Genomic DNA, 22,753 nt, shown 5'->3' with positions numbered 1-22,753 from the left:
AGTCTTGATGGGACGCGCTGCACAATGCTGCTAGGCTGAACGAGGGTTCACGATGGTGTACCCCCTCAGGGAGCGCGCGTGGATCCTCGTTGCGTGCCCTCCCGAGTTTGCGTCATACGCCAACCAGATGTCACCGGCGATGTGCCGCTCCAGGACAAAGACGTGTCCGCGTCGCGCTGCAGCCATTCCCGGGGCGGGCGAGGCGCGCGGAAAACGCAGCCAATTAGCCGCCAGGTTAAGTTCCGGCACTATGCGACCAAATACTCGTATTGCCGCACCACATCCACAGAACGATCGAGGGCAACCGGCTGGACGACCGCCGACGATCTCAGTCCCAGCCATGTCTGAGCTGACTGCGGACATCCTTAAGCTCCGAACAGCATCTGGTTTTAGACCCCGTGCTGATCTGCTAGATCTCTGCATGTGCACCAACGACGTTGAAAAATCGCAGGGCATAGTGACGTTGCATTCGGGTGGAGGAGGACGTAAAGGGCGCGCCTCCGAAGAAACGGAAGTTGTTAAAGCGAAAATTGACGCAGTTACTACTCGACTAAACATGCAGATACTCCCGATTAATGGCCCTGCCCCAGCCAAGAGAACGCCTTGTATTTTGTCGGATTTAAGCTTGCCGTTTAAATTTTCTCACTTGAATAAATTAAATACTTGAACAAGGATTTGGAGACCTATGCCGGCCTTATGTCTCTTTCCGATGCATTGCGAGCAAGGTTGGAGCGCACGCGGACAGGCGGTGATTCTCACATTCTCCGATGTTGGATAGATCCCTGGGAGGCCCTTACCAGCCTCAGCTTACAGGTTCAGCGCTTGGTCGGAAAATGAGAGCCCAAGGGCCGGGCACACGCAATCGCGGGCATGGGCTCTCGCCGGCTTTGAGGCCAAGGCATCCCTCCGGCAGCGCACGGTTGAGTGCCGTCGCCCTAACAGCTTCCGCTCGCTTTGCCGTCGTGAAACAATGTTCAACCGCATAAATTCCCGGGACATGGCCTCGATCGGGCCCGCACGTTTTGGCGGAGCGCCTGCTGCTTAGTCCTTCCTCCCGCCGGGTGACATCTTACTGATAGATCCGTCTGAGTTTTCGAATGATCCACCGTGCTCCATCGGCGCAGCTTTATGGCCTGGGACGAAAATCGGAGGCAGCCTGGTCGGCAGCGAAAGGGACACTGCGTGCCACCTCCTCCGCGTTACTGTCGTGCACCCCACGCTAGCGAGACGTAAAGATGCACCGCAAGCAGAAAGACAGCCGCATATCCCGTGAAGAACAACATTTGGGGTACCGCGCGAAGAAACACTTCTTTGATATTGCCCATACGAGCCTCTCGGTGCTCCCTGTTCGGTGGCACGGGGCTAAAGGTTGCGCTCTTACGATCGAAGCTGCTTTTGCAGATCGTTACGCTCTTCAAGTAGTTCGTTCAGACGTTGAGCATTGCCAATTTGTGTTTCCTGCCACTCGATTCGATCCTCTGCAGTCCATAAGTAAGACTCTCGATTGAACCGATCTTTTTCAAATCCATCGACTTGAATGTACATCTCGATTTCACGCTCAACGTTGTCCAACTGCTCTTGGAGAGCCCTCCGTTGCCTCGGTGGCCACGTTTTAGCAGTATCCGTCACCCGCCTGAACCTACACCCCAAGTGAAGAAGCTTGGCATCCGCATGCTCCGACGAGAATAGGAGCTCCGGATTGGGTTTATTGGGCGACCTGTTGAGCGAAGCGATATGTGTGCTTGGTAATGAATGCATCGACATTGGAATAGCTCAATTTATGGGAGCGACATCGACAATATTATTCTACCCAAATATCTGAGGAATATACCTTAAGCTATAGCATTTCAATTCCATAGATAATCACAGACGTCGCCGGGCTCCCCGACGGCGCCTTGGCTGCCATGTAGGGAATTGAGCCCGTTGCAATTTCTTATTTATATGCTCCAATGATTATTTTTATTAATTGAAGAATGGACACACTGAATGCCATGAGGGCCAATCCAGGCTGCTTCGCTGTCGATGCGACAGGGGCTGACGGCTCTGCCATGCCCTTTCGGCGAACGAATAGAACAACCATCTGCCTCACGCGGATGAAGGTGGCGCTATGATGGAGTGGGGATGTCCGCGCCTCCCGCTATTCTTTCCGCAGGCTTTCGGCATGCCCCTTCAGGACCGCCGGTTGTCGCGATATAGCGATCAAGTTCGTGACCATTTGCGTCAGGTGCGGCAGGGCATCGCTGGGCTGGGCGACATCGATATCATCCACTTGCCAATATAGGACCCGGTCCGCCACAGCCGGAAAGTGGCGTTCGATCATCGATCGATGCTCCGCCTCTTTCAATCCTATGACGACATCTGCTTGACTGAAGTCAGCTAAATTGCAGGCCTGCGGAAATTTATCAGCGCCCTTCGGGCTAATTCCTAGGGCTTGCAACCCCTCGAGTGCAAAGCCGGAGATGGGACCGGTGTTCTCAAGCGCCCCCCTCTCGGCAGAGCCTCTGGAGAATGCTCGTCAGGGCAGCTCCTCTTGTTCAGCAAGGTGATTGAACAGTTCCTCCGCAAACCGGCTGCGGTAGTAATTGCCCGTACAAAGGAAGAGAACCCATTTGCAGTTTTGAGTCATTCCGAGACGCCAGGAAATGGAAGTTCGATGGTGGCTGGAGGCGTGAGTTTATCTCGAATCGCGCCAATCTCCTCGACCCAACGATCACCAGCTTGTCTCCCAACATCGCTGGCCGAAAGCTTGGCGAAGGCGCCGCGAGCGCCATACCGCACCGTCAGCTATTCTGTCGAATGAAGAATGGCATCAGCTTTTCGAAGATTTGCGACCGAAAGCGATCAATCTCCCAGGTAAGCGCATCGCTAAACCCTGTGGCATACGCATGGATAGTGGCTCGGTCCGCAGTTACCTTGGTGGGCACTCCATTTACAACCACCAAACCAGTCAGAACCTTTCCATCCCATTCAACAGCGCGACTACAATCGACCGACATGGCAACTTCCAATATATCCAATATAAATGATGGTCTTATATCGCACCAAATCACGTAGATCCGCACGGGCACAATAGAAGGATAAAGAGGCGTGATCCCAAACTTGCGCCAATCTACTTGATTTTAATAACACGATTAAATCGAGGATTGAAATGGAATCTACGTAATTAACTGCCTCTTTTGATCGATTGACATTGCCGATGATCACCTATTCGACTCCCATTTTGCATTTAATTAACGCGATACGCGGAGACTGGCTCTGGGTCTATCGGGCGATCAATGCCGGCAGGACGTGCGTTCTCCAAGCTCGCCGACCGGCTTACTGCCGACGATCTCCACCTGCTCGCGGTTGCGCCCGCAGCGTCAGGGGAAGGACTGGAACAGCGCCGGTCCGCCGGATTTCACGCAGACGAAGTCCTGTTGAAGCTGGACGAGGTTGCTAAAGGGCCAATCGTAGACGCCGTTCTGGATGTCAGTCGGGAAGACCGCAGGAACAACGGCGCGGCGGTATTGATCGGCCTGATCGACGGTAGAGGCGCTCATCGACCGATTTCTTGCAACCACAAAGGGCGCGCGCGATCGAGAACGACAATAGCCGTCCATGGCACAAGCGCGATTAGCTCGAAAAGTCGCACGGCGTGCAACAAAATCGATCGCACAACGTGTCGCACGGCGGCCAAAAGAATGAACCGAGGCCGGCCTAAGCAACTGATGCTGTTGGGGATTAGATGGTGGGCGCACCAGGGCTCGAACCTGAGACCCGCTGATTAAGAGTCTCATCTTCTACGAACGCAAACAGGTACTTAGCTGTAAAATGGTCGTTCAATGAGCCTATATAGACCAATAGGTTACACGCGGATTGTAAATCGCATGGGGAACCCCCAGCCCTGCGTCCGGAACGTAAGTAGCGATCGAAAAATCCAGCAAAAACAACCCAAGTTCCTGATCGACCACCCTTATCGCCGTTTATGCGCACGGTTTCGGTGCTCAATCGGTGGTCGAGTTCAGGTTAAATCGCGGTTGATCTCAGCAGCGCCTACGCTCTTCGTCATCACCTTAAAAAAACAGCGTGACAGGCGGACGAAAGCACCCGCCAAGTGCTATTTCGATCAATCGATGATGCAGGTTGAGCCAAATGTCCGTTGGATACAGGGCGCTAGCCCTCGTGAGGCCGACCGAAACACCTCAATCGGCCAGCGCGACGCTCGCGAAGGGTTTGCTTTGGCCAAAAGCTGATTGTCCGCCGCAATACGAGCCGCTGAGGCCGAACAACGACCTTCCAGTCGGATCTTTTTTCCGAATACTGGGGCTAGTCGCACCGGTTCGCGTCGCATCGTGACAAACGTTGGAGGGTCAGAAGACGGAGCAGAGACGGCGCCCAGAGAGCCGTTACCAGCGACGTCCCCAGGAACTCCGCTTTTTGGGAGAGTTGTGGGCTCGGGCTCCGGCTCATGGGCCGGCGCCGAGCCCGTGCCGTTGTAGACGTCGCAGCGGATTCGAGGGCGGCCGGTTTCGTCATGCCTCGCCGGCGCCGGAGAAGGCAGAGACGGGCGGCGCGGTGCGCGGCAGCGGCCGTTCGATCATCCTCAACGCCACTGAAGGGCTGCTGGCCCTGGCATCGTACTGACCTGCCAGATCCAGCAGGCGCCGCCTGGTGAACGGATCTGCCTTCTCGGCCAGATCGCGGACGCGCCGCGCCTGCTGCCGATAGAACTCCCGATCCATGACGCACCCCCACAACGACATCGCCCTGCGCAACGTTCAGTACGCCAGCTTCGGCTGCGTCAAGAGCCAGGCTATGTCGTCCGGCGTGAGCGCGCCCCAAGCAACTTTCCGCGATCCACTTGAGCCCGCCGCCATCGCAGGATTAAGCTACGGCGGCAGGGGAAATTCTAAAATGACGGCGCTCCACCCGATCCGGAAGGCGTGCCCGTCGTGCGGCAAGCCGATGGCCGCAGTGCCCGACGACGTCGCCGAGGGGCGGCAGCGCTACGTCTGCGCCAGTTGCGACGACGACCCGCTGCACGACCCAACAGCCCGCAGGTGGGCGGACGGCCCGTTGCGGGCTCCAGGCAAGGCGTAAGGGTGAGGCGGCGCCGACAGAATTCGCCCCCGGGCAACCAATGGATTGCCGAGGCCGAATTGCTCGCATTTTCGTGCGGCTGGTCGCCGATCGACCCGCAACGCCGGCTGTCGTTCCGGCGGAGTCGCTCTCGGAGCCAACTCCTGTCTGCGGTCGCTAGTTATAAAACGGAACCCGGATGCCTAGGAGCCCGGGCGCCGCAACCGTAACAGCACCTGAGCGCGCTCATGCCGCTCGGTACGATTCTAACTTTAGGGCGAGGCTCCGATCTCGCCTTGACCCACCTCAAGTTCGCGTCTGACCGTTGGCCGCCTTCGGAAAATATCCAGTAGACTGCCCGCCGCTGTCCTCCGGCCCCGGCCGGAACTTTGCGGGTTTGCGTAATTGGCGAACCGTACCCAGACGCGGTTTCTCGCGCGAACGGTCGACGGCTCGAAGCCGTCGGCGATGCCGGGATTCATCTCGCCCAGCTCGCCACGCTGAGATCCAAGGCGCCCGCCGGCGACCACTGGCTCCACGAAATCAAGTACGACGGCTATCGGCTCCAGTTTCACCTGAACAAGGGCCGGGCGAGGGTCTACACCCAGACCGGATTGGATTGGACCAAGCGCTTCCCGTCGATCGCGGCCGCGTTCGATCTTTCCGTCGCGACTGCGATCTTCGACGGCGAAGTCGTCGTGGTGAAGGACGGCCGCACCAACTTTCCGAACTCCAGGCCGCGCTCGCCGCCGGCCGGCGATTGGCCTTGGCGCACTTGCTGCAGCGGAGCCGGCTTTCCGAGCGCGGACATGATGACCGAGAACGGCTCTCCGCCTGCTTGCAGGATCGGACGGACGTCGACATCGATGTATTCGGTCATGTTGCTTCCTTTCGTCGGCTCATCAGTTCCTAGCGAACAGAAGATGGGGTGCGTGCGTGCCACCCGGGAGACGCAGCGGGCTCGCGACGTCGGCAAGCCGCCGCGTCCGGATCACTTCGCGGACGATTCCCGCGATGCCTAGGGTCATTACAGCCGCAAACGCGCGGAACGCGTGCGGTTCGCCGGCCAGCAGCATCAGCGTCCCGAACCACACGGCAGCGTAGTAGGTGACGAACCACTTCGAAGCCCTCCCCTCCGCGACGAGGTCTTGGATGCGGGGAGTGGGTACACATCCCATGAGGAGGCCGTAGGTCTCGAGCCAGGTCAGGAATGCCACGATCTTGTAGAGCTTTGCGAGGACTAGGCCAGACAGCCATCCGAAGATGGCGAGGAAGGCGAAGGCGCCGACATGCGCGGCGAACGTGTCTGTCGCCGCGAGCGCGACCCCAGCATTGCCGTTGCCGCCAGGCTCGCGAAGGATAGCGTCGCCATCCGCATGTTGAGCTCGAGCTGCCGCCGCTTGCGGGTGCGGAAGATGCCGGCGATGTCCCGTGCGTACAGGGCGGCGGACGCAAGACCGAAAACCGCGGCAATAGACAGCACGACGCTCAATCCCGATGCGAGCCCTATCGCGAGGATCCCGCCCGCCACCGTCACGCCGACGGCGAGCGCGCCGGCCGCAAGCGGCTCTGTCGGTCGTCCACGTCCGGCGCCAGCATGAACATGGCCAGGAGCCGGTAGCTGACACCCATGGCCGTCAAGGTCAGCCAGCCGCCGAAACCGGCGATGGCGTGGAGCGGGATGCCGGACGCCAAAATTGATTCGCCTATCGATCCCGCCCACCCCGCAAGCGAACACGAATACCGCGCCGAAGGCCGCTGTTGCGCAGAGCGATGCCAGGCCGACGAGGACGAAGCTGGCCGGCCCCGTCGGCCGCAGCCACGCAGTCAGGCCGAGATCGACGACAACCAGACCGAAGCCGGTGACGAGCAGCATCCCGCCGACGGGAAGAAGCCAGAGTCAGGTGGGCAAGCGGCCTCCCAAAGCCAGAAAACCCGCGAGCAGGGAGACGAGGCCGGCGGTCAGGAGGCCCAAAGCCGGCAAGGCCCACTTCTCGGAAAACAAGGGTTTCACGACGAGCACAGGAACGAACTGGAACAGCGCACCGCACATCGCTAGGCTTAGCCATCCGATGCTGACGACGTGCACCAGGACGAGCGTATCCGGCGCAGTTCGTTCGGCGGCCGGATAGCCGACACCCGCGACTATCAGGGCCAGCGCGATGAAGAGCCACACGAGCGCCACCGCAAAATAACTCATCGTCCATCTTGATGTGCTGGCGCCGATCATCGCGACCTCAGAACCTTCGTGTCCGGCACAGGAGCGGCGCGTAGGCGAGCGCGAAGCCCAGGAACGCCCCGGCCCACGCGATGCCCGAGACCGTCAGCACCGGCATCGAATAGGTCGGCTCAAGCGCCGCACACACCCGAGCCACCGCCGCGACGACGATCGCAGCGTAGATCGTTTGGGTGGCAACGGACGCCGAGAAGGCCTGCCCGGTATGGCCGAGCGAGGCACGCGTCATCACGGCGATGGTCATCGTGCCGATTGCTCCACCGGTCCAAGCGTGCACGCCCGCGCCCGGGGCAACGATGTCCATCGCGGCGAGTGCCGCCAGAAAGAAGCCGACCGGCACGAATGCGTAGGCCACGTGAAGAATGAGGACGAGCCGGTCCGACAAGGTCCGGTAGCCGGCCCAGCGAGCCAGGCGGGCGACGTGAAGCACTCCGGCGACGCAAAGCGCGCCCGCGACGAGCCCACCCGAAGGGTTTACGGTCCAGGCGGCCATGGCGCACACGCCCGCGACCATCGCGATCGCGTCGAACCGACCGAAGGGAACGGGGAGCCGCCCCGGCTCGCGGCGGGCGAGCCAGTTGCGCGTGAAGCTCGGCACGATCCGTCCACCGATCAAGCAAACCAGCGTGACGACGAGGGCAATGCCGGCCCGCGTGGAATACTCCGCCAGGCCGTGGAAATGCGCCTCGATGTGAAACGCGATGTTGACCATCGCAAGAAGCGAGACGATGCCGACCACCTTCAGATTGTTCCACTTGCGGCCGGCGACGATCTCGCGGGCGGCGGCGGCTGCGAGCAGCAGCAGAAAGACTGCGTCGATCGCAAGGGCGGCTTGCCACCCGATAAATGCGGAGAACGTCATCGCAAGCCTCCCTGCGAACCAGGCCGCGAACAGGCACTCCAGCCGTGCGCCCTGGAACGGCAGGCGACCGGTCCAGTTCGGAACGGCGGTCAGAAGGAAGCCAGCGATCACCGAAGCCATATAGCCGAACAGCATCTCATGGACGTGCCAGTCCCGCGGCGCCAGCACCGTCGGAACGTGGACGTTGCCGGCGAACACCGCGAGCCACAGCGGAACCATCGCGCCGGCGTAGATCGCGCCGAACAGGAAGAACGGCCGGAAACCGTGCGAGAACACCGCCGGTCCCCGGTAGGCCCTGAATTTCTGCATCGTTGCCATGGATGTATTCCTGTTCAGTGGCCTCATCGTAGATCGTCGTGATCGAGGGCTCTTTGTCGGAGCGCAAATTGCAGCAATGTTCAGCTACGGGTTTCATCCGCGACAAAGAGCGAGCCGCGTTCGATTTTCGACTCCGTCATCAATGGAGGTTGCGATGCGATTTTCGAGAGATTGCGGGACCGGAACCGGAGCGGAAGCAGCATCGAGCGCAAGCTTTTCGAAGCGATCGCCGGCGATCTTCTCCGCCGCATCGAGCAGGGAACCGAGGCCACGGTCCTCCCCGAGAGCAAATCCACGTGCTGTTCCTGTTGTTGGGCCGAAGAGATGCCGCGTCGGTAATTGCGCCAGATCAATGCGGACCCTGCATTCGGCGACACAAGAAGCCCCGATGTGCAATACCGCTCCGCGCGATGGTTAGCTTCCGATCGCGCTTGCCTCCGATAATTGTAGCCTCGAACTCGGCCAAGTCCGCCTGGTCCGCATCGAGGCGCTGCGCTTTCCGAGCAAGCGCAAATCGGGCGTGTGGTACAACGTCTGGACGGACGAGGCGGTGCTCGTCCATCCTACCAACTGGCGAATCTGGCGGCCGTAGATGCTCACTTCGACCCACCTTCACGAAGGCGGGCTCGAAGGCCATGACTGCACCTTCGGATACCTTGTTCAGGAGCTTGACTTCGACCTCCGCCGCGCGGGCGGTTCCCGCCAGCGCCAAACTCGCCGCCACGACGGTCAAAATTGCCAACTTGTTCATCTACCGACCCTTTTCGAATGGATTTCCCGAACTCCGGGTGTCCAAAGGGTCGATATCCTTTTCCGAGAGGCGCGAGTTTGAGCCAGCGCAACGTTCCGGTAGGTTGACTCGCTATCAGTGGCGTCAACATTGTGGCTTGCTGCTGCGGCAGATAATGTGTGCCCGCATCGAAAATGAGGATTGAAATGGCCGCGGTCGACCGATCCCTGGTCGCGAATTTGGCGATGTTCGCGGGACTTTCGCCCGCCGAGCAGGACGAGCTCTTGCGCGAAGCACGCTCGGTCCGCTACCCCAAGGGAACGGCGGTCTTCAATCAAGGCACAGAGGCCGAGCGCTTCTTCGTGCTGTTGCATGGCCACCTGCGTGTGGAGAAGACCACCCCGCAGGGGCAGCAGATGGTGGTGCGTTACGTTTCGGCCGGCGAACTATTCGGTGTCGCGCAGGCGATGAACCTCAAGAGCTATCCGGCGACCGCGGTAGCCGCCGTCGACAGTATCGCGCTCTCCTGGCCGTCCTCGTCCTGGCACCGGCTGATCGTCACATTTCCGACCCTTGCCGTCAGCGCACTGCAAACCGTCGGCAGCCGCCTGCAAGACACGCAGGCCCGCGTGATCGAGATATCCAATGAACAGGTCGAGCAGAGAGTTGCCCACGCGTTGCTGCGCCTGGCGAAACAGGCCGGACGCAAGGTTGACGCGGGAGTTGAGATCGACTTTCCGATCAGCCGGCAGGACGTCGCGGAGATGACGGGCACGACCTTGCACACCGTGAGTCGCATATTGAGCGCTTGGGAACAGCAGGGACTTGTGGAAGGCGGCCGCCAGCGCATCGTGCTCCGGGATCCACACAAACTGCATATACTCGCCGAAGGCAACGAAGCGGATCAAGTCAGAGGATCGGCCCCTTGAGGCGCTCCCTGGGTGTTGGGTGCGATCAGCGCCGCCGCCTCGCTGATCGGCGAGAGCGATTCTGAGCTTCTCGAAATTGTCGCTCTGTCGGTGCGCGTCAGCCTAACGCCAGCATCGTCGCGCTGGCGGTCGGCGCTCCCGTCGGCGCCTGGGCTTGCAATCGCCCGCTTCCCGGGCCGGCAGCCGCTCATCATCTTTGCCAACGCGCTACTCGGTTTGCCTCCCGTCGTGGTGGGTCTCGGGATCTACTTATTCCTTTCGCGCTCGGGCCCCTTGGGAACTGCGGGGCTACTATTCACGCCTACTGCCATGGTGATCGCCCAAACGCTTCTTGCCACTCCGATCGTGGTCGCGCTCGTGCACCGAGCCTCCACATTGCTCTGGGCAGAATACGGCGACCTCGCACGTACCGACCGTTTGTCAGTCCTGCGCAGCGTCGCCTTGCTGTTCGCACTCGGAAGAGCATCGCTGCTGACAGCCTTCCTAGCCGCATTCGGGCGCGCCATCGCCGAGGTCGGTGCCATTATCATCGTGGGCGGCAACATACATGGTTTCACTCGCACGATGACGACCGCGATAGTGCTCGAAACCAGCAAGGGCGACCTTCCGCTGGCGCTCGGGCTCGGGTTGATCCTGCTGATGCTGAGCGTGGTTGTCTCGACCGTCGCGCTTCTGCTGGTGGGCCGCGTCGAAGAAAAATAGGTGCACGCTGCTGATCCTTTAGCGACGATACTTGCGATCGGAACGCAATTGAAGCACGTCCATCCGAAGACGATCATCCTGACGCGACTGGCTGCGCACCGCGAAGCACGAAGTTGGTGCGCTGCAACGTCCCCAAGGGCGCGCCCTCAAGATCATCGCGAACCGAACTTGGACGATCGTCGCAGACCTGAAGACGGCAACCGGGATCAGGTCGACCACGTTGAGCAGTCCTGATGGCGAGGGCGTCGCGTGGAGAAGTTGTCTGCGATGCGATACCTGCTGGAAGCTACACGGAAGCCCACAGATACGCGTCCATAGCCCCCGTGAAAGCAACTCCGCCCGCCGTGACCACAAGGCCGCTCACCAGTGGTGTGTCCCAGTTGAATGCCATTCCAAGCGGCGTACGACGGCGAGCCGAACGGGTTGAAGATCGCGCGCGACGGGCGGATCGTCATCACGGACTATCGCTATGGGCTCATGACGCTCGATCCAGCCAGCGGCAAGGTCACGTCCATGCTGGAGCGGCGCTGGTCGGAGCGTTTCAAAGGCATCAACGACCTGGTCCTTGCCAGCAATGGCGACATCTATTTCACCGACCAGGGCCAGACCGGCATGCACGACCCGACCGGTCGCGTCTATCGCCTGCGCGTGGACGGAACGCTCGACCAGATCGTCAACAACGTCCCCAGCCCGAACGGCCTCGTGCTCAACGGCAGCGAACACATCCTCTACGTGGCCGCCATAAGGGGCAATGCGATCTGGCGGATACCGCTGATGCCCGACGGCACGGCATCGAAGGTCGGCATCTTCATTCAACTGTCCGGGAGCCTCGGCGGGCCCGATGGCCTTGCGATAGACGAGCAGGACAACCTTGCCATTGCTCACGCCGGTCTTGGTACCGACTGGATTTTCAGCCGCCTGGGCGAGCCGCTCTATCGGATCCGCTCCTGCGAAGGGCTCGCCACCACCAACGTGGCCTATGGCGGTCCCGACAACAAGAGCCTCTACATCACTGAATCCGAGAGCGGCTGTGGTTGCGCGCCTTCCCGTCGCCGGTCGGTTGATGGCGTCGCATAGATAGCGAAAGGATAACCTTCATGTTCTGGACGGTGCAGACGGTAGTTCTGATTCTTGGCCTGACCGCGTCGGGGACGGCCTAGGCCGCATGGCCCGACGACAACCCGGTCGAAGTCGTCGTTGGCTTCGCCGCGGGTGGCGGGACCGACGTGATGGCCCGCAAGCTTCTTCCCTTCGACGAGAAAAGACTTGGCGGGAACGCGAGATTTGTCGTCGTCAACAAGCCCGGTGCCGGCGGCGAGATCGCGGTCGCAGCGATTGCGCGCGCCGTCCCCGATGCCTACGCGATCGGGTCGTCAACGTCCCCGGCTACAACTTTCTGCCGATGAAAGACCCAGTACACCATGGGACGAAATCCGTCTGGTTGCGCGCGTGGTCGACGATCCCAGCGTGATCGTCGTTCGCAACGACAGCCCGTTCACGACCCTTGCAAGCGTGCTCGACGCGCAGCGCAAGAAGCCGGGTTCGGTCACGTTCGGCCATAACGGCGCGGGCACGAACGGACATCTGGCCATCTGCATGCTCGCAAAGGCGGCCGGCGCCGAGCCGAATGAGATTTCCTATCGCGGAACGGCAGCGGCCATCTGGTCAGCCTGAGCAAAGTGCCTAAGCTTCACGGTACCAACAAAGCAGAGCTCCGGGCTATCGCAATCCTGTCTAAGCCTAGTTCCTCATCATTGCCCGGCGTACCCACGGCCGAGGAAGCCGGCGTTCCCGTCATCATGACCGCCGAGCGCGGCTTTGCGCCGCCGAAGGGGGCGCCCGATGACATCGCAAAGAAGCTGCAAGCCGCGATCGCCGAGAGCCTCAACGATCCCGAATACATCAAGAGCTCAGCCGGTGGTGCTCCAGTGCTCGCTTTCATAGCCGGAGCCGAATGGCAAGCGTCTCGACGATATGACGAACGGGTTGCAGCCGCTTGCGAGCGAGATTCAGTCGATCGGAGCGCGCCGCGTACGCCAATCCGTAACTGACTGCAAGTCCTACTGACGGCAGGAAGTCATTGAATTCCGGTGGCGTCCGGGCTCTCTCGGGCTCCCCAAAAGCCTACCCAGGCATCCGCTGAGATCGACGATATGCGGTTCGATCCGACTTCCGCTCATGGCCATAGCTGACTTTCGACAACTCAAGCCTACTAGATGGGCGGAAGCGGTCACCCTGTCTACGCCCGGCCACCACTGATAAGCTTTCGGCTATTTCCTTATCAGTTCGCGAACTGCCTCCATTTGCGACCAAGCCATATCGGTTGCCGACTGACTGCTGGGCTCACCAACCCAACTTTCGTGTCCGAGTCGCTAAATGAGCCCTATCTGCCAGTCGACTCCGCAGGCCAGGAGATTGCGCGCGCGTCTTGGTATCATTCCGTGACCCCGTTCATTCGATGGCCGCGCGCCGGGTATGCCAGTCCGTTACCGACTGGAAGGCATGACCAGCGCGGGCAAGCACATCCTCGGACAGATGCGGACCCACCAGCTGCATGCTGAGCGGCAGGCCGTCCGACGCCATCCCGTTCGGCAGCGTGATAGTGGGGCTGCCCGAGAAGTCGAACACCGCGGTGAAGCGCAGGATACTGAGCAGCACGTTCGGATCGGCACCGTATTCGGCCATCTTGGCCAGCGTCGGGATCGGCACAGGCATTGTGGGGATCAGCAGCAAGTCGATATCGCCGAACAAGGCGGCGAGACTTCCGCAGAACTTCAGTCGCTCATGATGGATCTGCGCGATCTCGATACCGCTCATCGACCTGCCCTGCTCGATCAGCTGCGCCAGATCGGGGCCGTATTCCGATTTTCGCGACGGATAGGTCTCCAGGTGCGCCTCCGCCGTTTCGATCGAGCACATCGGGATCCACATGCTGACAAGCTTCTCGTAGGCCGGGAACTTGACCTCGCGGATATCGGCACCGAGCGCTGCCAGCGTGCGTTCGGCTTCCAGCAACGCAGCGACCACCTGCGGATCGATCCCGTCCTGGATGTAGCTGCGGTCCACGCCGATCCGTACGCCCCGGATGCCGTCATCGATGCCGGCCAGATAGTTCGGCACCGGCGCCTGCAGGGCCGTGGGGTCGTTGACATCGGCACCTGCGATGACGCCGAGCATGGCCGCCGCGTCGGCAGCGCTTCGACACATCGGCCCGACATGGTCGAGCGAGTCCGCCAGCGGAAAGACGCCGTGGCGGCTGACGCGTCCCCAGGTCGGCTTGATGCCGGTCAATCCGCAGGTCGCCGACGGAAACCGGATCGAGCCGCCGGTGTCGCTGCCGATCGAGCCGAAGCAGAGCCCCACCGAGGTCGCCACGCCCGATCCGCTTGACGAGGAGCCGACCCAGTAATCGACACCCCAGGGATTGAGCGGCGCCTGATCGTTCGGATGGTGGCTGGTATAGGCGCCCTCGGTCATCTTGAGCTTGCCAAGAGTGACGGCGCCGGCGTGCTCGAGCCGGTCCACGATCGTCGCATTGAAGGACGGAACGAACTTGGCATGGATCGTAGTGCCGCCTGCCGTCGGTGCGAACGTGGTGTAGCAGAGATCCTTCAATCCGATCGGCACGCCATGCAATGGTCCACGCCAGACGCCCTTGGCAAGCTCCGCGTCACAGCGCTTCGCTTGCGCCATGGCCCGCTCGGCAAGCACGAGCGCGTAACCGTAAAACTTGCTATCGAGCTTCGCGATCCGGCTCAGCATGGCCTCGGTTACTTTCGAAGGCAGGAGCTCACCCCGGCGGAACAGCTCGGAGAGTTCGGTGATCGACTTGTAGTGAATTGGATCCGCTGACATCTGACAGCCCTGCTGTTGTCGGAAATGGCTTCGCTCACCGGCGCCGCAGACGGCCGGCCTCGTGACTACGCTGCTCGAGATGCGCCTAGAACTGCACGCCGCGCGTGAGGGCACCATCAACCACGAGGTTGGTCCCCGTGATGAAGCTCGCCGCCTTGCTGGCAAGGAACACAGCGCCGTTCGCCATCTCCTGCGGCGTTCCCATGCGGCCGGTAGGATTGAGCGCCAGCGCGGTGTTGTACAGTTCGGGATTGCCGTCCTTGATCTGATTCCAGACACCGCCCTCGAAATAGGTGTTGCCGGGAGAGACCGAGTTGGCGCGGATGCCTCTGCCGGCAAGCTGGAAGGCGAGCCCCTGCGTGTAATGGATGATCGCAGCCTTGAACGTGCCGTAGGGGCCGCTGGCGAAGTCGACCTCGCGGCCCGACACGCTGGAGATGGTGACGATCGCAGCGGCCTTGCTCTTCTCAAGATACGGCATCGCCGCATTGACCAGCCGCACCGTGCCCATCATGTCGGTGGAGAACTCCTTCTCCCAGCTCTCCTCGTCCTGCCCAATCGACAGCGCGCTGACATTGGCAACGACGATATCGATCCCGCCAAGTTTCGAGGCCATATCCTCGACCCAGACCTTGAGCGCCGGCCCATTGGAGACGTCGACCGAACCGCCGAACGCCGCAACACCTTTCGCCTTGATCGCGGTGACAGCACTATCGACGTCGGCCTGGTTGCGGGCGCAGATGCCGACATCTGCGCCTTCCGCCGCGAAGGTGTCGGCTATCGCCTTGCCGATGCCCCTGGTGCTGCCGGTAACGAGAACCTTTGCTCCCTTGAGTCCCAGATCCATGTCCATTCCCTCCCTATTGACGACTTATAACGTGCGACGTGGCCGTTCAGAGCAGAAGCTGCTCGCGGACATTTTGCTCGTTGACCTCGCCGCCTGCCAGCGACTGCGTGATCTTGCCCTTCTCCATGATGTAACAACGCTCGGCGATCGCCAGGATCGTGTCGAGATTTTGCTCGACGAAGATGATCGTAGTGCCGAGCTCGTTCCGGAACGATCTCAGCGCCCCGCAGATGTGTTGGACGATCGAGGGCTGGATGCCCTCAGACGGTTCGTCCAGGATCATCAAGGATGGATTGCCGATCAGCGCGCGGCCGATGGCGAGCTGCTGCTGCTCGCCGCCCGACATGGTCCCCGCGACCTGCCGCCTGCGTTCCCTGAGCCGCGGAAAATACTCATAGACGAGCTCCGGCAGCTTCTTACCGTCGGGACCGCCGATCAACTCGCCGACCTGGAGGTTTTCCTCAACGGTCATCTGCGGAAACACGTCGCGCCCCTGCGGGATGTAGCCGAAGCCCGCCCTCGCCCGCGCGTCGGCTTCGAGCTTTGTGACGTCCTGATCCATGAAGCTGATCGTGCCGCGCCAAGTCTGCAGCAGGCCGATCAGGCACCGCATCAGGGTCGACTTGCCGACCCCGTTACGGCCGATCACGCCGACGATCTCGCCGCGCGAGACCGACATGGTGACACCCTGCAGGATCGGCGTCGCGCCGTATCCCGCCCATAGATCCGATACGTCAAGAATCCGATCAGTGGGCATGGGTTTTACCGAGATAGATTTCCGCGACCTTCTCGTCCTGCAGGATGTTTTCGAGATTGCCGCGCGCAAATATCTTGCCGAGATGCAGCACCGTGACGCGCTGGGCGACCTGGCGCACGAAGGCCATGTCATGCTCGACGACAAGCACAGTCATGCCTTCGGCATTGAACGACTTGATCAACTCCCCGGTCTTGAAGGTTTCCTCGGGAGACATGCCGGCGGTCGGCTCGTCCAGCAACAGGAGCTGCGGCTTCAGCGCCAATGCCATCCCGATTTCAAGCCATTGCTGCTGGCCGTGCGACAGTGCCCCCGCGAGCTTTTCGCTGTCCGGGCCGAGATTGAGCAGCGTCAGCAGACGATCCTCCTCTGTGATGCGTTCCGCCCCGGACAATCGCTCCTGGAGCGCGATTTGAATGTTCTGCCGGACCGGAAGTTCCTTGAACACGCTCGGAGCCTGCATCTTGATGCTCATGCCCCGTTGCACCCGCGCATATGGACGCTCGGCGGTGATGTCGACGGTATCGAACAGGATGCTGCCCTGGGTGGGTGGGTAAAGACCCACGATCAGCTTGAACAACGTGCTCTTGCCGGCACCGTTGGGACCGATCAGGCAGTGCACCTCGCCCGCGTCGACCGTAAGATCGACATCGGAGACAGCGGTCAATCCGCCGAAGCGCTTGGATACGCCTTTGACCTCGACCAGCGCCATGATCAGGATTCTTCCGGCTGTAAGCGACCGGCCTCCTCCGCGACGGCGCCATCATCGCGCCGTCGGCGCCCACCCCACCAGTCGGCGGCAAGCTTGCCAATTCCGAGCACAAACCCCTGCGGCGCCAGCATCACCGTGGCGAGCAGCAGCGCGCCCATCAGCACCAGCGCGGCCTGCTGGCTGTAGACCGTGATTGTCTGAAAGCCGAACAGCAACAGGAACGACCCGACCAGGGTCGCCGTCAGATCGTTTCGCCCGGAGAAGGCCACCCACACGATCGGCATCGCGGCTGCCGGCAGGCCGATACTGGAGGGCGTGATAAACTGTCCCCAGGACGTGTAGAGTGCGCCGCTGAGGCCCGCGAGGCCGCTGCCGATCACGAATGTCAGCAGCTGGTATTTCCGGACGTCATAGCCCAGCATCTCCGCGCGTTGGGGATTTTCGCGCGTTGCCACGATGACATTGCCGATCCCCGAATTGACCAGCATGCGCAGCGCGAGATAGACGATCACGATCAGCGCGATCATGGTGTAATAGAGCGCCGATCCCTCGATATAGAAGTCACCCACGGTCAGCGGGTCCATGCCCTTCATGCCGTTGAAGCCGTTCAACCGCGCCGGGCCGATGTGCCATTCCGGCCCAGCGGTCTGACCAAGGAAGAAGGCAAGCACGAGCGTCGCGGACAGCGTCACGATGCCGAAGAAGATGCCGTTGATCCCACCCCAGATCATGAAGTAGCCGAGGATTCCCGCCGCCAACATCGCGAGGACAACCGAGAGCACGAGTGCGGCGATCGTCGCAGTGCCGCCGCCCATGTTGATGGCGAGCACGCCATAGCCATAGCCGGCAATGCCGAAGAACAAGGTCTGGCCGAACGACAGCATGCCGCCATAGCCCCACATCAGGCAGAGGCCGAGCGCCATGAAGATCCAGATCAGGAAGTAAGCGAAATTGCCCACGTCGTAGGAATCGGCGAACAGCGGATAAGTCAGCGCACCCGCGAGCACGGCGAGGAAGCATGACCAGAAGATCTTGCCGCGTCCGAGCGTCTGTGGGCCTTCCAGCAGCTTGAACATCAACATTTCCCCTTAGCGCCCACGGCGGACCAGCACGCTAGAGAGCCCTTCGGGCAACACCCGAATGATCAGGATGACAGCCACCAGCATGCCGATCTGACCGATGATCTGCCCATAGCTCGCGTTCAGCGCCATCCGGATCATCGCCAGGAAGACCGCGGCCGGCGCCGTTCCAAGCAGCACGTTCGCTCCTCCGATCACGACGGTGACGAAGCTTTCGACCACGAATGTCGCACCCATGGTCGGAATCAGCGTCATGGTCGGCGCGTAGAGCGCCCCGCAGAGCCCGGCGAGGCCGGTGCCGATCCCGAAACTGATCGCATAGATGCGGCCTGTGCGCGCGCCCAGCGCCTTCGCCATCGCGGCGTTCTGCATAGTCGCGCGGGCGATCACTCCGAACCGCGTCTTCATGAAGATGATGTAGAGACCGCCCAGCACGGCCACCGCGCAACCGAACAGCACCAGACGATAGGTCGAAAACGAATAACCGCCGATTGCGAAGCTTCCCTCCGGCGTTCCGATCCCCCGTACGGCAGACCCGACAATCAGGAGCATCGATTGCGTCACGATGAGACTGAGCCCCCAGGTCGCGAGCAACGAATCCAGCGGCCGCTTGTAGAAACGCCGCACGACCAGGAACTCGACGAGGACACCGATGAGCCCCGCCGTCAGCGCGGCCAGCATCTGGGCAATCGCGAGCGGCACACCGAGATTCACAAGGCCAACCGTCACATAGGCACCACACATGATGAACTCGCCGTGGGCCATGTTGATGACGCCCATCATGCCGAACACAATGGCGAGGCCGGCGGCCGAAAGAATGAGGAACGCAAACACGTCGGCGAACTGATAGAACACGGAGAATACTTCAGCCGACATCTTGATCCCCCTTGCCGATCCCGGCGCCGCATCGTTGCGGCGCCGGCCTTGTTCAAGATCGTGACGCACATCACGAGCAAAATCCGTGCCCGCGGCACCTCACGACTTCTTGGGAAGATGACTCGGCGTGTACTGATCCTTGTCGTTCTTCTTGGTGAGATCGCACCCGATCTCGCCCAGCCAGTAGGGCTGGATCGTTCCGTAGTCCTTCTCCACCGTCACCTCGTGCTTGGGCCCGACCGAGATCAGGCGCATGCGGTGCGATGTGTGCTGGCTCTTCGGATCGATGCAGACCTTGCCTTCGGGCGCATCGATGCAAGCATCACCCGTTGCGATCACCTTCCGCATGTTATCGAGCTTGGTCGACTTCGCCTTCTCGACCAGCGCCTTGTACATGTAGAGTGCATTGTAGGCGTTATAGCCCATGTCGTTGATGTAGAGTTCATCCGGGAATTTGGCGTGCCAGCGCTTCTTGAACTCGGTCGCTTCAGGCGTGTCTATTTCCTCGAACCAGTTCGCGGTTGCGTGCATGTTGTTGAGCGCCGGCGGCTTGAACCGCTTGTGCTCGAAGCCGAGCATGACCTTGATCGAAGACCCCATCGGCAGGTTGAGGTTGGCGGCAGCGGCTTGCTCGAAGAACGAATCCTGGGCGGCACCGACATTGATCGTGAGCAGCCAATCCGGCTTCGACTTCTGGATGTTCTGGATCGTCTGCGCGAACTGCGACACACCGAGCGGAATGAACTCTTCGCCCACTACCTCACCGCCGAGATCCTTCAGGATCTTGCGGTTCCACTCTGCCGAGATCTGACCGAAATTGTAGTCGGCGGCGATGACGTAGACTTTCTTGCCGAACTTCTCGACCATCCACGGTATCAGCGTCGAGAACTGCTGCTCAGGCACCGCACCCATGCTGATCATGCTGGCGTCGCAGACACCGCCTTCATACTGGTTGGTGTAAAAATAAGGCGTGGAGGTGCGGTCGACGATCGGACGCAGCGCTTCGCGCGAGGCCGAAGTGATGCCGCCGATCAATACGTCGACCTTGTCGCGATTGAGCAGGCGTCGGCCGAATTCCTGGTAACGCGCATTGTCGCCCTGCGGATCGAGATGAATCAGCTCGATCTGCCGCCCCATGATGCCGCCACTCTTGTTGATCTCTTCGACCGCCAGCTGAGATCCATGCAGCTTGGGCATGCCCATGAAGGCGAGATCGCCGGACACGTCCTCGAGCAAACCCACTTTCAACGGCGGTTCGGCCCCCTGGGCAACACTGATCGCTGCCGCTGTGCCGAGCATGGCGCCGAGTAAAACCATCCCTAACTTGCGTCTCGAAGTCATCGTGATGTCCCCCTGTTGCTGAAGCGATTGGATGTCATGGCTTGAGGTAATTCTTCAGGATCGATGCCCCCATCGTGTATTTGGGGTCGACCATATTGCCGAGGCGCATGCGGCCGGCCTGGCTCAGCAGCATGTAGGCGTCGATCTCGTCGAAGCCGTAATCGGCCGCCATCCACCGCACGAGCTCGCGATAGGCGATGCGTGCCGCGTCCTCGAGCGGACGCGCGCTGCCGATAGTCATGATGAAGTCCTTAGTCTCGAGCCGGGGCCAGGCGAAGCTCCAGTTCTTGATCAGGTCGATCTGCAATGTAACGGTGGCGCGCTGCTCCAGCGCCACGCCGGAGAGTTCGCCGTCGCCCTGGGTCGCGTGACAGTCGCCGACATAGAGCATCCCGCCGTCGGTATGAACGGGGAAATAGATGATCGCACCTGGCGCGACGTCGGGCAGATCCATGTTGCCGCCGTGGTAATCAGGCTGAAGCGACGAGATGGCCTCGATTTCCGGCGAGACACCGATGGTTCCGATGAACGGCTCGTAGGGCAGCGTGATCTTGTCGTTCCAGCGTATGCCGTTCCTGTCGACATGCAGTTTCTTTACGCGTTCCGGCAGCGGCGGATTGAGCAGCGCCGTCGAGCTTGTTCCAACCAGCCCGCCGAATTCCGGAATGATACAGGTCGTACCGGCCGGCTGTTCACCCCGCGTCTCGACGTCGCGGATATAGATCGCGAGACAATCGCCCTTCTTGGCGCCCTTGACGGCGATCGGTCCGCATTGCGGGTTGAGATAGGGGAAATTCAGTTTGGCGGTTGGGCTGTCGCTTTCGCTGGTGAGCACGCCGCCAAAGGCATCTTCCGTCTCGACGACAACGATCCCACCCGGGTCGATCGACAGGGTCGGCTTGGCATAGGGGCCGTAGACATAATGGAAGCCGCCCTGCTGCTCGATCGTCAGGCTATGCGTCGCGCCAGTCGCGCCTTTGGCGACCGCGCGCTTGGTCATGATTGATGTCTTCAACCAGTCTTCGGACATGTGATCAGCTCCTCAACTCAGACCCCGGGATGACGTTTGTGCCAGTCGGTGACGCGCTGGAACGCGTCGCCCGCCCGCACAAGTCCGGCCTCGTCGAAATGACGACCAACGAACTGGAAGCCGACCGGACCGCCATTCGCCGCGAACCCGCCGGGCAGCGTCACGGTCGGACTTCCCGTCATGTCGAATGGACACGTGAAGCGCAGCAGTCCGCCGATCAGCGAGGCGTCCTCGCCGAGCGCCGCCATCTTGGCGAGCGTGGGCGCGGCGAACGCCTGTGCCGGCACCGCGACGAGATCGACGGTCTCGAACAGGACACGGACCGCGCCGCGAAATGCCTCGCGGCGAAGCACGATCTTCTGGTAGTCCATGCCGGACTGCTGCCGGCCGAGATCGAGCAGACCCGCGAGCGCCGGGCCATACTCGTCCTTGCGCGCCGGATAGGTGTCTTCGTGCGCGACGGCGACCTCGATGCCGCAGAGCGGGAACCAGTCGTCGATGACCGCCTTGGGATCGGGGAAAATGATCTCATTGATCTTCGCGCCGAGATCGGCCGCCACACGCAACCCTTCGGTCAGGACCTTCGCCGCATCGCCATCGGTTCCTTCGCTGGTCCAGCGCCGGTCGACGCCGATCGTCACACCGCGCAGGTCGCCGGAGAGACCGGCGAGATAGTCGGGCACAGGCAGCGGCACCGACGTCGTGTCCCTGGGATCCTGCCCCGCGATGACGCCGAGGATTGCGCCGCAGTCGACGGCGCTCCGCGCCATCGGGCCGATGTGATCCAGCGTCGCCGCAAGTTCGAAAGCGCCGTAGCGGCTGACTCGTCCCCAGGTCGGTTTAAGCCCGGTGACGCCGTTGGCCGCTGACGGAAAGCGGATTGAACCGCCGGTATCGGTGCCGAGCGAGCCGAAGCAGAGGCCAGCCGCGGTAGCGACGCCGGAACCGCTCGAGGATGCGCCGGGCCAAAGATCCGCGTTCCACGGATTTTTCGGCGGATCAATCTTCGGATGATGATCGGCGTAAGCTCCTTCGGTCTGCTGCAGCTTACCAAGAATGATTGCGCCGGCCTCCTTCAGCCGCGCAACCACCGTTGCGTCCTCAGTCGGACGAAAATCGTGATGGATCGTCATGCCGTGCGCGGCAGGCGCGCCCCTGGCCCAGCAGAGATCCTTGACCGCCACCGGCACCCCATGCAGCGGTCCTTTGACCTTGCCGGAGGCGATTTCCTTCTCGGCCACGGCGGCGTCGGCAAGCGCCGAGTCAGCCATCACATGCGCGAAACTCTTGAGCTTGCCGTCGAGCTTCTCGATCCGCCCGAGCATCGCCTTGGTCGCTTCGACCGGCGACAGGTCCTTCGCCTGGATCTTTCGCCCGATGTCGACGAGCCCGAGATAGTGGAGATCCGTTTCCGCCATCGCTCT

The 22,753-nt window shown here is 61.3% G+C and carries 26 protein-coding genes; 7 read left to right on the top strand and 19 right to left on the bottom strand.

What is annotated here, in order from left to right; all coding sequences use genetic code 11:
- Window positions 1–421: 421 nt before the first annotated feature.
- Window positions 422–667 carry a hypothetical protein gene (locus tag IVA74_RS08390; RefSeq protein ID WP_247341661.1) on the top strand — a complete coding sequence of 82 codons (246 nt, stop codon included), beginning with the start codon at window positions 422–424 and terminating at the stop codon, window positions 665–667.
- A gap of 710 nt (window positions 668–1,377) precedes the next feature.
- Here IVA74_RS08390 and IVA74_RS08385 read toward each other — a convergent pair.
- From IVA74_RS08385 to IVA74_RS08365, 5 genes are all read right to left on the bottom strand, one after another.
- The gene (locus IVA74_RS08385; protein WP_247341559.1) at window positions 1,378–1,545 is read right to left on the bottom strand and encodes a hypothetical protein; all 168 of its coding nucleotides are present in this window, start codon (window positions 1,543–1,545) and stop codon (window positions 1,378–1,380) included.
- Window positions 1,546–2,137: 592 nt separating this feature from the next.
- Window positions 2,138–2,320 carry a hypothetical protein gene (locus IVA74_RS08380; protein WP_247341557.1) on the bottom strand — a complete coding sequence of 61 codons (183 nt, stop codon included), beginning with the start codon at window positions 2,318–2,320 and terminating at the stop codon, window positions 2,138–2,140.
- Between the two features lie 195 nt (window positions 2,321–2,515).
- Window positions 2,516–2,626 (bottom strand): hypothetical protein, encoded by a 111-nt coding sequence (locus IVA74_RS08375; RefSeq protein WP_247341555.1) that lies wholly within the window; start codon window positions 2,624–2,626, stop codon window positions 2,516–2,518.
- 733 nt (window positions 2,627–3,359) lie between these two features.
- On the bottom strand, window positions 3,360–3,539 hold the full coding sequence (locus IVA74_RS08370; RefSeq protein WP_247341553.1) for a hypothetical protein: 180 nt from the start codon (window positions 3,537–3,539) through the stop codon (window positions 3,360–3,362).
- 972 nt (window positions 3,540–4,511) lie between these two features.
- The gene (locus tag IVA74_RS08365; protein ID WP_247341551.1) at window positions 4,512–4,721 is read right to left on the bottom strand and encodes a hypothetical protein; all 210 of its coding nucleotides are present in this window, start codon (window positions 4,719–4,721) and stop codon (window positions 4,512–4,514) included.
- Between IVA74_RS08365 and IVA74_RS08360 the strand changes: the two genes are divergently transcribed.
- On the top strand, window positions 4,720–5,079 hold the full coding sequence (locus IVA74_RS08360; protein WP_247341549.1) for a zinc ribbon domain-containing protein: 360 nt from the start codon (window positions 4,720–4,722) through the stop codon (window positions 5,077–5,079). The genes IVA74_RS08365 and IVA74_RS08360 overlap by 2 nt on opposite strands.
- Window positions 5,080–5,447: 368 nt before the next feature.
- Window positions 5,448–6,080 (top strand): hypothetical protein, encoded by a 633-nt coding sequence (locus tag IVA74_RS08355; protein ID WP_247341547.1) that lies wholly within the window; start codon window positions 5,448–5,450, stop codon window positions 6,078–6,080.
- Here the strand turns inward: IVA74_RS08355 and IVA74_RS08350 are convergent.
- From IVA74_RS08350 to IVA74_RS08330, 5 genes are all read right to left on the bottom strand, one after another.
- Window positions 5,961–6,275 carry a hypothetical protein gene (locus tag IVA74_RS08350; protein WP_247341658.1) on the bottom strand — a complete coding sequence of 105 codons (315 nt, stop codon included), beginning with the start codon at window positions 6,273–6,275 and terminating at the stop codon, window positions 5,961–5,963. The two genes, IVA74_RS08355 and IVA74_RS08350, sit on opposite strands and share 120 nt — an antisense overlap.
- Before the next feature lie 23 nt (window positions 6,276–6,298).
- Window positions 6,299–6,934, bottom strand: coding sequence for a hypothetical protein (locus tag IVA74_RS08345; protein WP_247341545.1), 636 nt, complete (start codon window positions 6,932–6,934; stop codon window positions 6,299–6,301).
- A 24-nt stretch (window positions 6,935–6,958) separates the two neighbouring features.
- Window positions 6,959–7,288 (bottom strand): hypothetical protein, encoded by a 330-nt coding sequence (locus IVA74_RS08340; RefSeq protein WP_247341543.1) that lies wholly within the window; start codon window positions 7,286–7,288, stop codon window positions 6,959–6,961.
- Window positions 7,289–7,295: 7 nt separating this feature from the next.
- On the bottom strand, window positions 7,296–8,474 hold the full coding sequence (locus IVA74_RS08335) for an NnrS family protein (RefSeq protein WP_247341541.1): 1,179 nt from the start codon (window positions 8,472–8,474) through the stop codon (window positions 7,296–7,298).
- Window positions 8,475–8,823: 349 nt separating this feature from the next.
- Complete coding sequence (locus IVA74_RS08330; RefSeq protein WP_247341540.1) at window positions 8,824–9,225, bottom strand: hypothetical protein; 402 nt, start codon at window positions 9,223–9,225, stop codon at window positions 8,824–8,826.
- Between the two features lie 185 nt (window positions 9,226–9,410).
- On the opposite strand from IVA74_RS08330, the gene IVA74_RS08325 reads away from it, so the two are divergent.
- From IVA74_RS08325 to IVA74_RS40845, 4 genes are all read left to right on the top strand, one after another.
- Window positions 9,411–10,133, top strand: coding sequence for a Crp/Fnr family transcriptional regulator (locus tag IVA74_RS08325; RefSeq protein WP_247341537.1), 723 nt, complete (start codon window positions 9,411–9,413; stop codon window positions 10,131–10,133).
- Between the two features lie 12 nt (window positions 10,134–10,145).
- Entirely contained in the window at window positions 10,146–10,835 is a 690-nt protein-coding gene (locus IVA74_RS08320) for an ABC transporter permease (protein ID WP_247341535.1), read from the top strand.
- Between the two features lie 423 nt (window positions 10,836–11,258).
- On the top strand, window positions 11,259–11,912 hold the full coding sequence (locus tag IVA74_RS08315; RefSeq protein ID WP_247341533.1) for an SMP-30/gluconolactonase/LRE family protein: 654 nt from the start codon (window positions 11,259–11,261) through the stop codon (window positions 11,910–11,912).
- Between the two features lie 276 nt (window positions 11,913–12,188).
- Window positions 12,189–12,509 carry a tripartite tricarboxylate transporter substrate-binding protein gene (locus tag IVA74_RS40845; RefSeq protein WP_253075626.1) on the top strand — a complete coding sequence of 107 codons (321 nt, stop codon included), beginning with the start codon at window positions 12,189–12,191 and terminating at the stop codon, window positions 12,507–12,509.
- Between the two features lie 777 nt (window positions 12,510–13,286).
- On the opposite strand, the gene IVA74_RS08305 is transcribed toward IVA74_RS40845, so the two are convergent.
- From IVA74_RS08305 to IVA74_RS08265, 9 genes are all read right to left on the bottom strand, one after another.
- On the bottom strand, window positions 13,287–14,690 hold the full coding sequence (locus IVA74_RS08305) for an amidase (protein WP_247341531.1): 1,404 nt from the start codon (window positions 14,688–14,690) through the stop codon (window positions 13,287–13,289).
- An 85-nt stretch (window positions 14,691–14,775) separates the two neighbouring features.
- Window positions 14,776–15,537 (bottom strand): SDR family NAD(P)-dependent oxidoreductase, encoded by a 762-nt coding sequence (locus IVA74_RS08300; RefSeq protein WP_247341529.1) that lies wholly within the window; start codon window positions 15,535–15,537, stop codon window positions 14,776–14,778.
- Between the two features lie 46 nt (window positions 15,538–15,583).
- Window positions 15,584–16,294: an ABC transporter ATP-binding protein gene (locus IVA74_RS08295; RefSeq protein WP_247341527.1), complete on the bottom strand. Its 711-nt coding sequence runs from the start codon at window positions 16,292–16,294 to the stop codon at window positions 15,584–15,586.
- A complete protein-coding gene (locus IVA74_RS08290) occupies window positions 16,284–17,003 on the bottom strand; it encodes an ABC transporter ATP-binding protein (protein ID WP_247341524.1) in 720 nt (239 codons plus the stop codon). Before IVA74_RS08290 ends, IVA74_RS08295 begins: the two co-directional genes overlap by 11 nt.
- Before the next feature lie 2 nt (window positions 17,004–17,005).
- The gene (locus tag IVA74_RS08285) at window positions 17,006–18,079 is read right to left on the bottom strand and encodes a branched-chain amino acid ABC transporter permease (RefSeq protein ID WP_247341523.1); all 1,074 of its coding nucleotides are present in this window, start codon (window positions 18,077–18,079) and stop codon (window positions 17,006–17,008) included.
- Window positions 18,080–18,091: 12 nt separating this feature from the next.
- The gene (locus IVA74_RS08280) at window positions 18,092–18,958 is read right to left on the bottom strand and encodes a branched-chain amino acid ABC transporter permease (RefSeq protein ID WP_247341521.1); all 867 of its coding nucleotides are present in this window, start codon (window positions 18,956–18,958) and stop codon (window positions 18,092–18,094) included.
- A gap of 99 nt (window positions 18,959–19,057) precedes the next feature.
- Window positions 19,058–20,257 carry an urea ABC transporter substrate-binding protein gene (locus IVA74_RS08275; RefSeq protein ID WP_247341645.1) on the bottom strand — a complete coding sequence of 400 codons (1,200 nt, stop codon included), beginning with the start codon at window positions 20,255–20,257 and terminating at the stop codon, window positions 19,058–19,060.
- A 76-nt stretch (window positions 20,258–20,333) separates the two neighbouring features.
- Window positions 20,334–21,329, bottom strand: coding sequence for an acetamidase/formamidase family protein (locus tag IVA74_RS08270; protein ID WP_247341519.1), 996 nt, complete (start codon window positions 21,327–21,329; stop codon window positions 20,334–20,336).
- Between the two features lie 17 nt (window positions 21,330–21,346).
- Window positions 21,347–22,747: an amidase gene (locus tag IVA74_RS08265; protein WP_247341517.1), complete on the bottom strand. Its 1,401-nt coding sequence runs from the start codon at window positions 22,745–22,747 to the stop codon at window positions 21,347–21,349.
- Between the last annotated feature and the right edge of the window lie 6 nt (window positions 22,748–22,753).

This window comes from Bradyrhizobium sp. 132 (assembly GCF_023074185.1).
Classification (GTDB): Bacteria; Pseudomonadota; Alphaproteobacteria; order Rhizobiales; family Xanthobacteraceae; genus Bradyrhizobium.
This window is presented reverse-complemented; position numbering and strand designations above follow the sequence as displayed.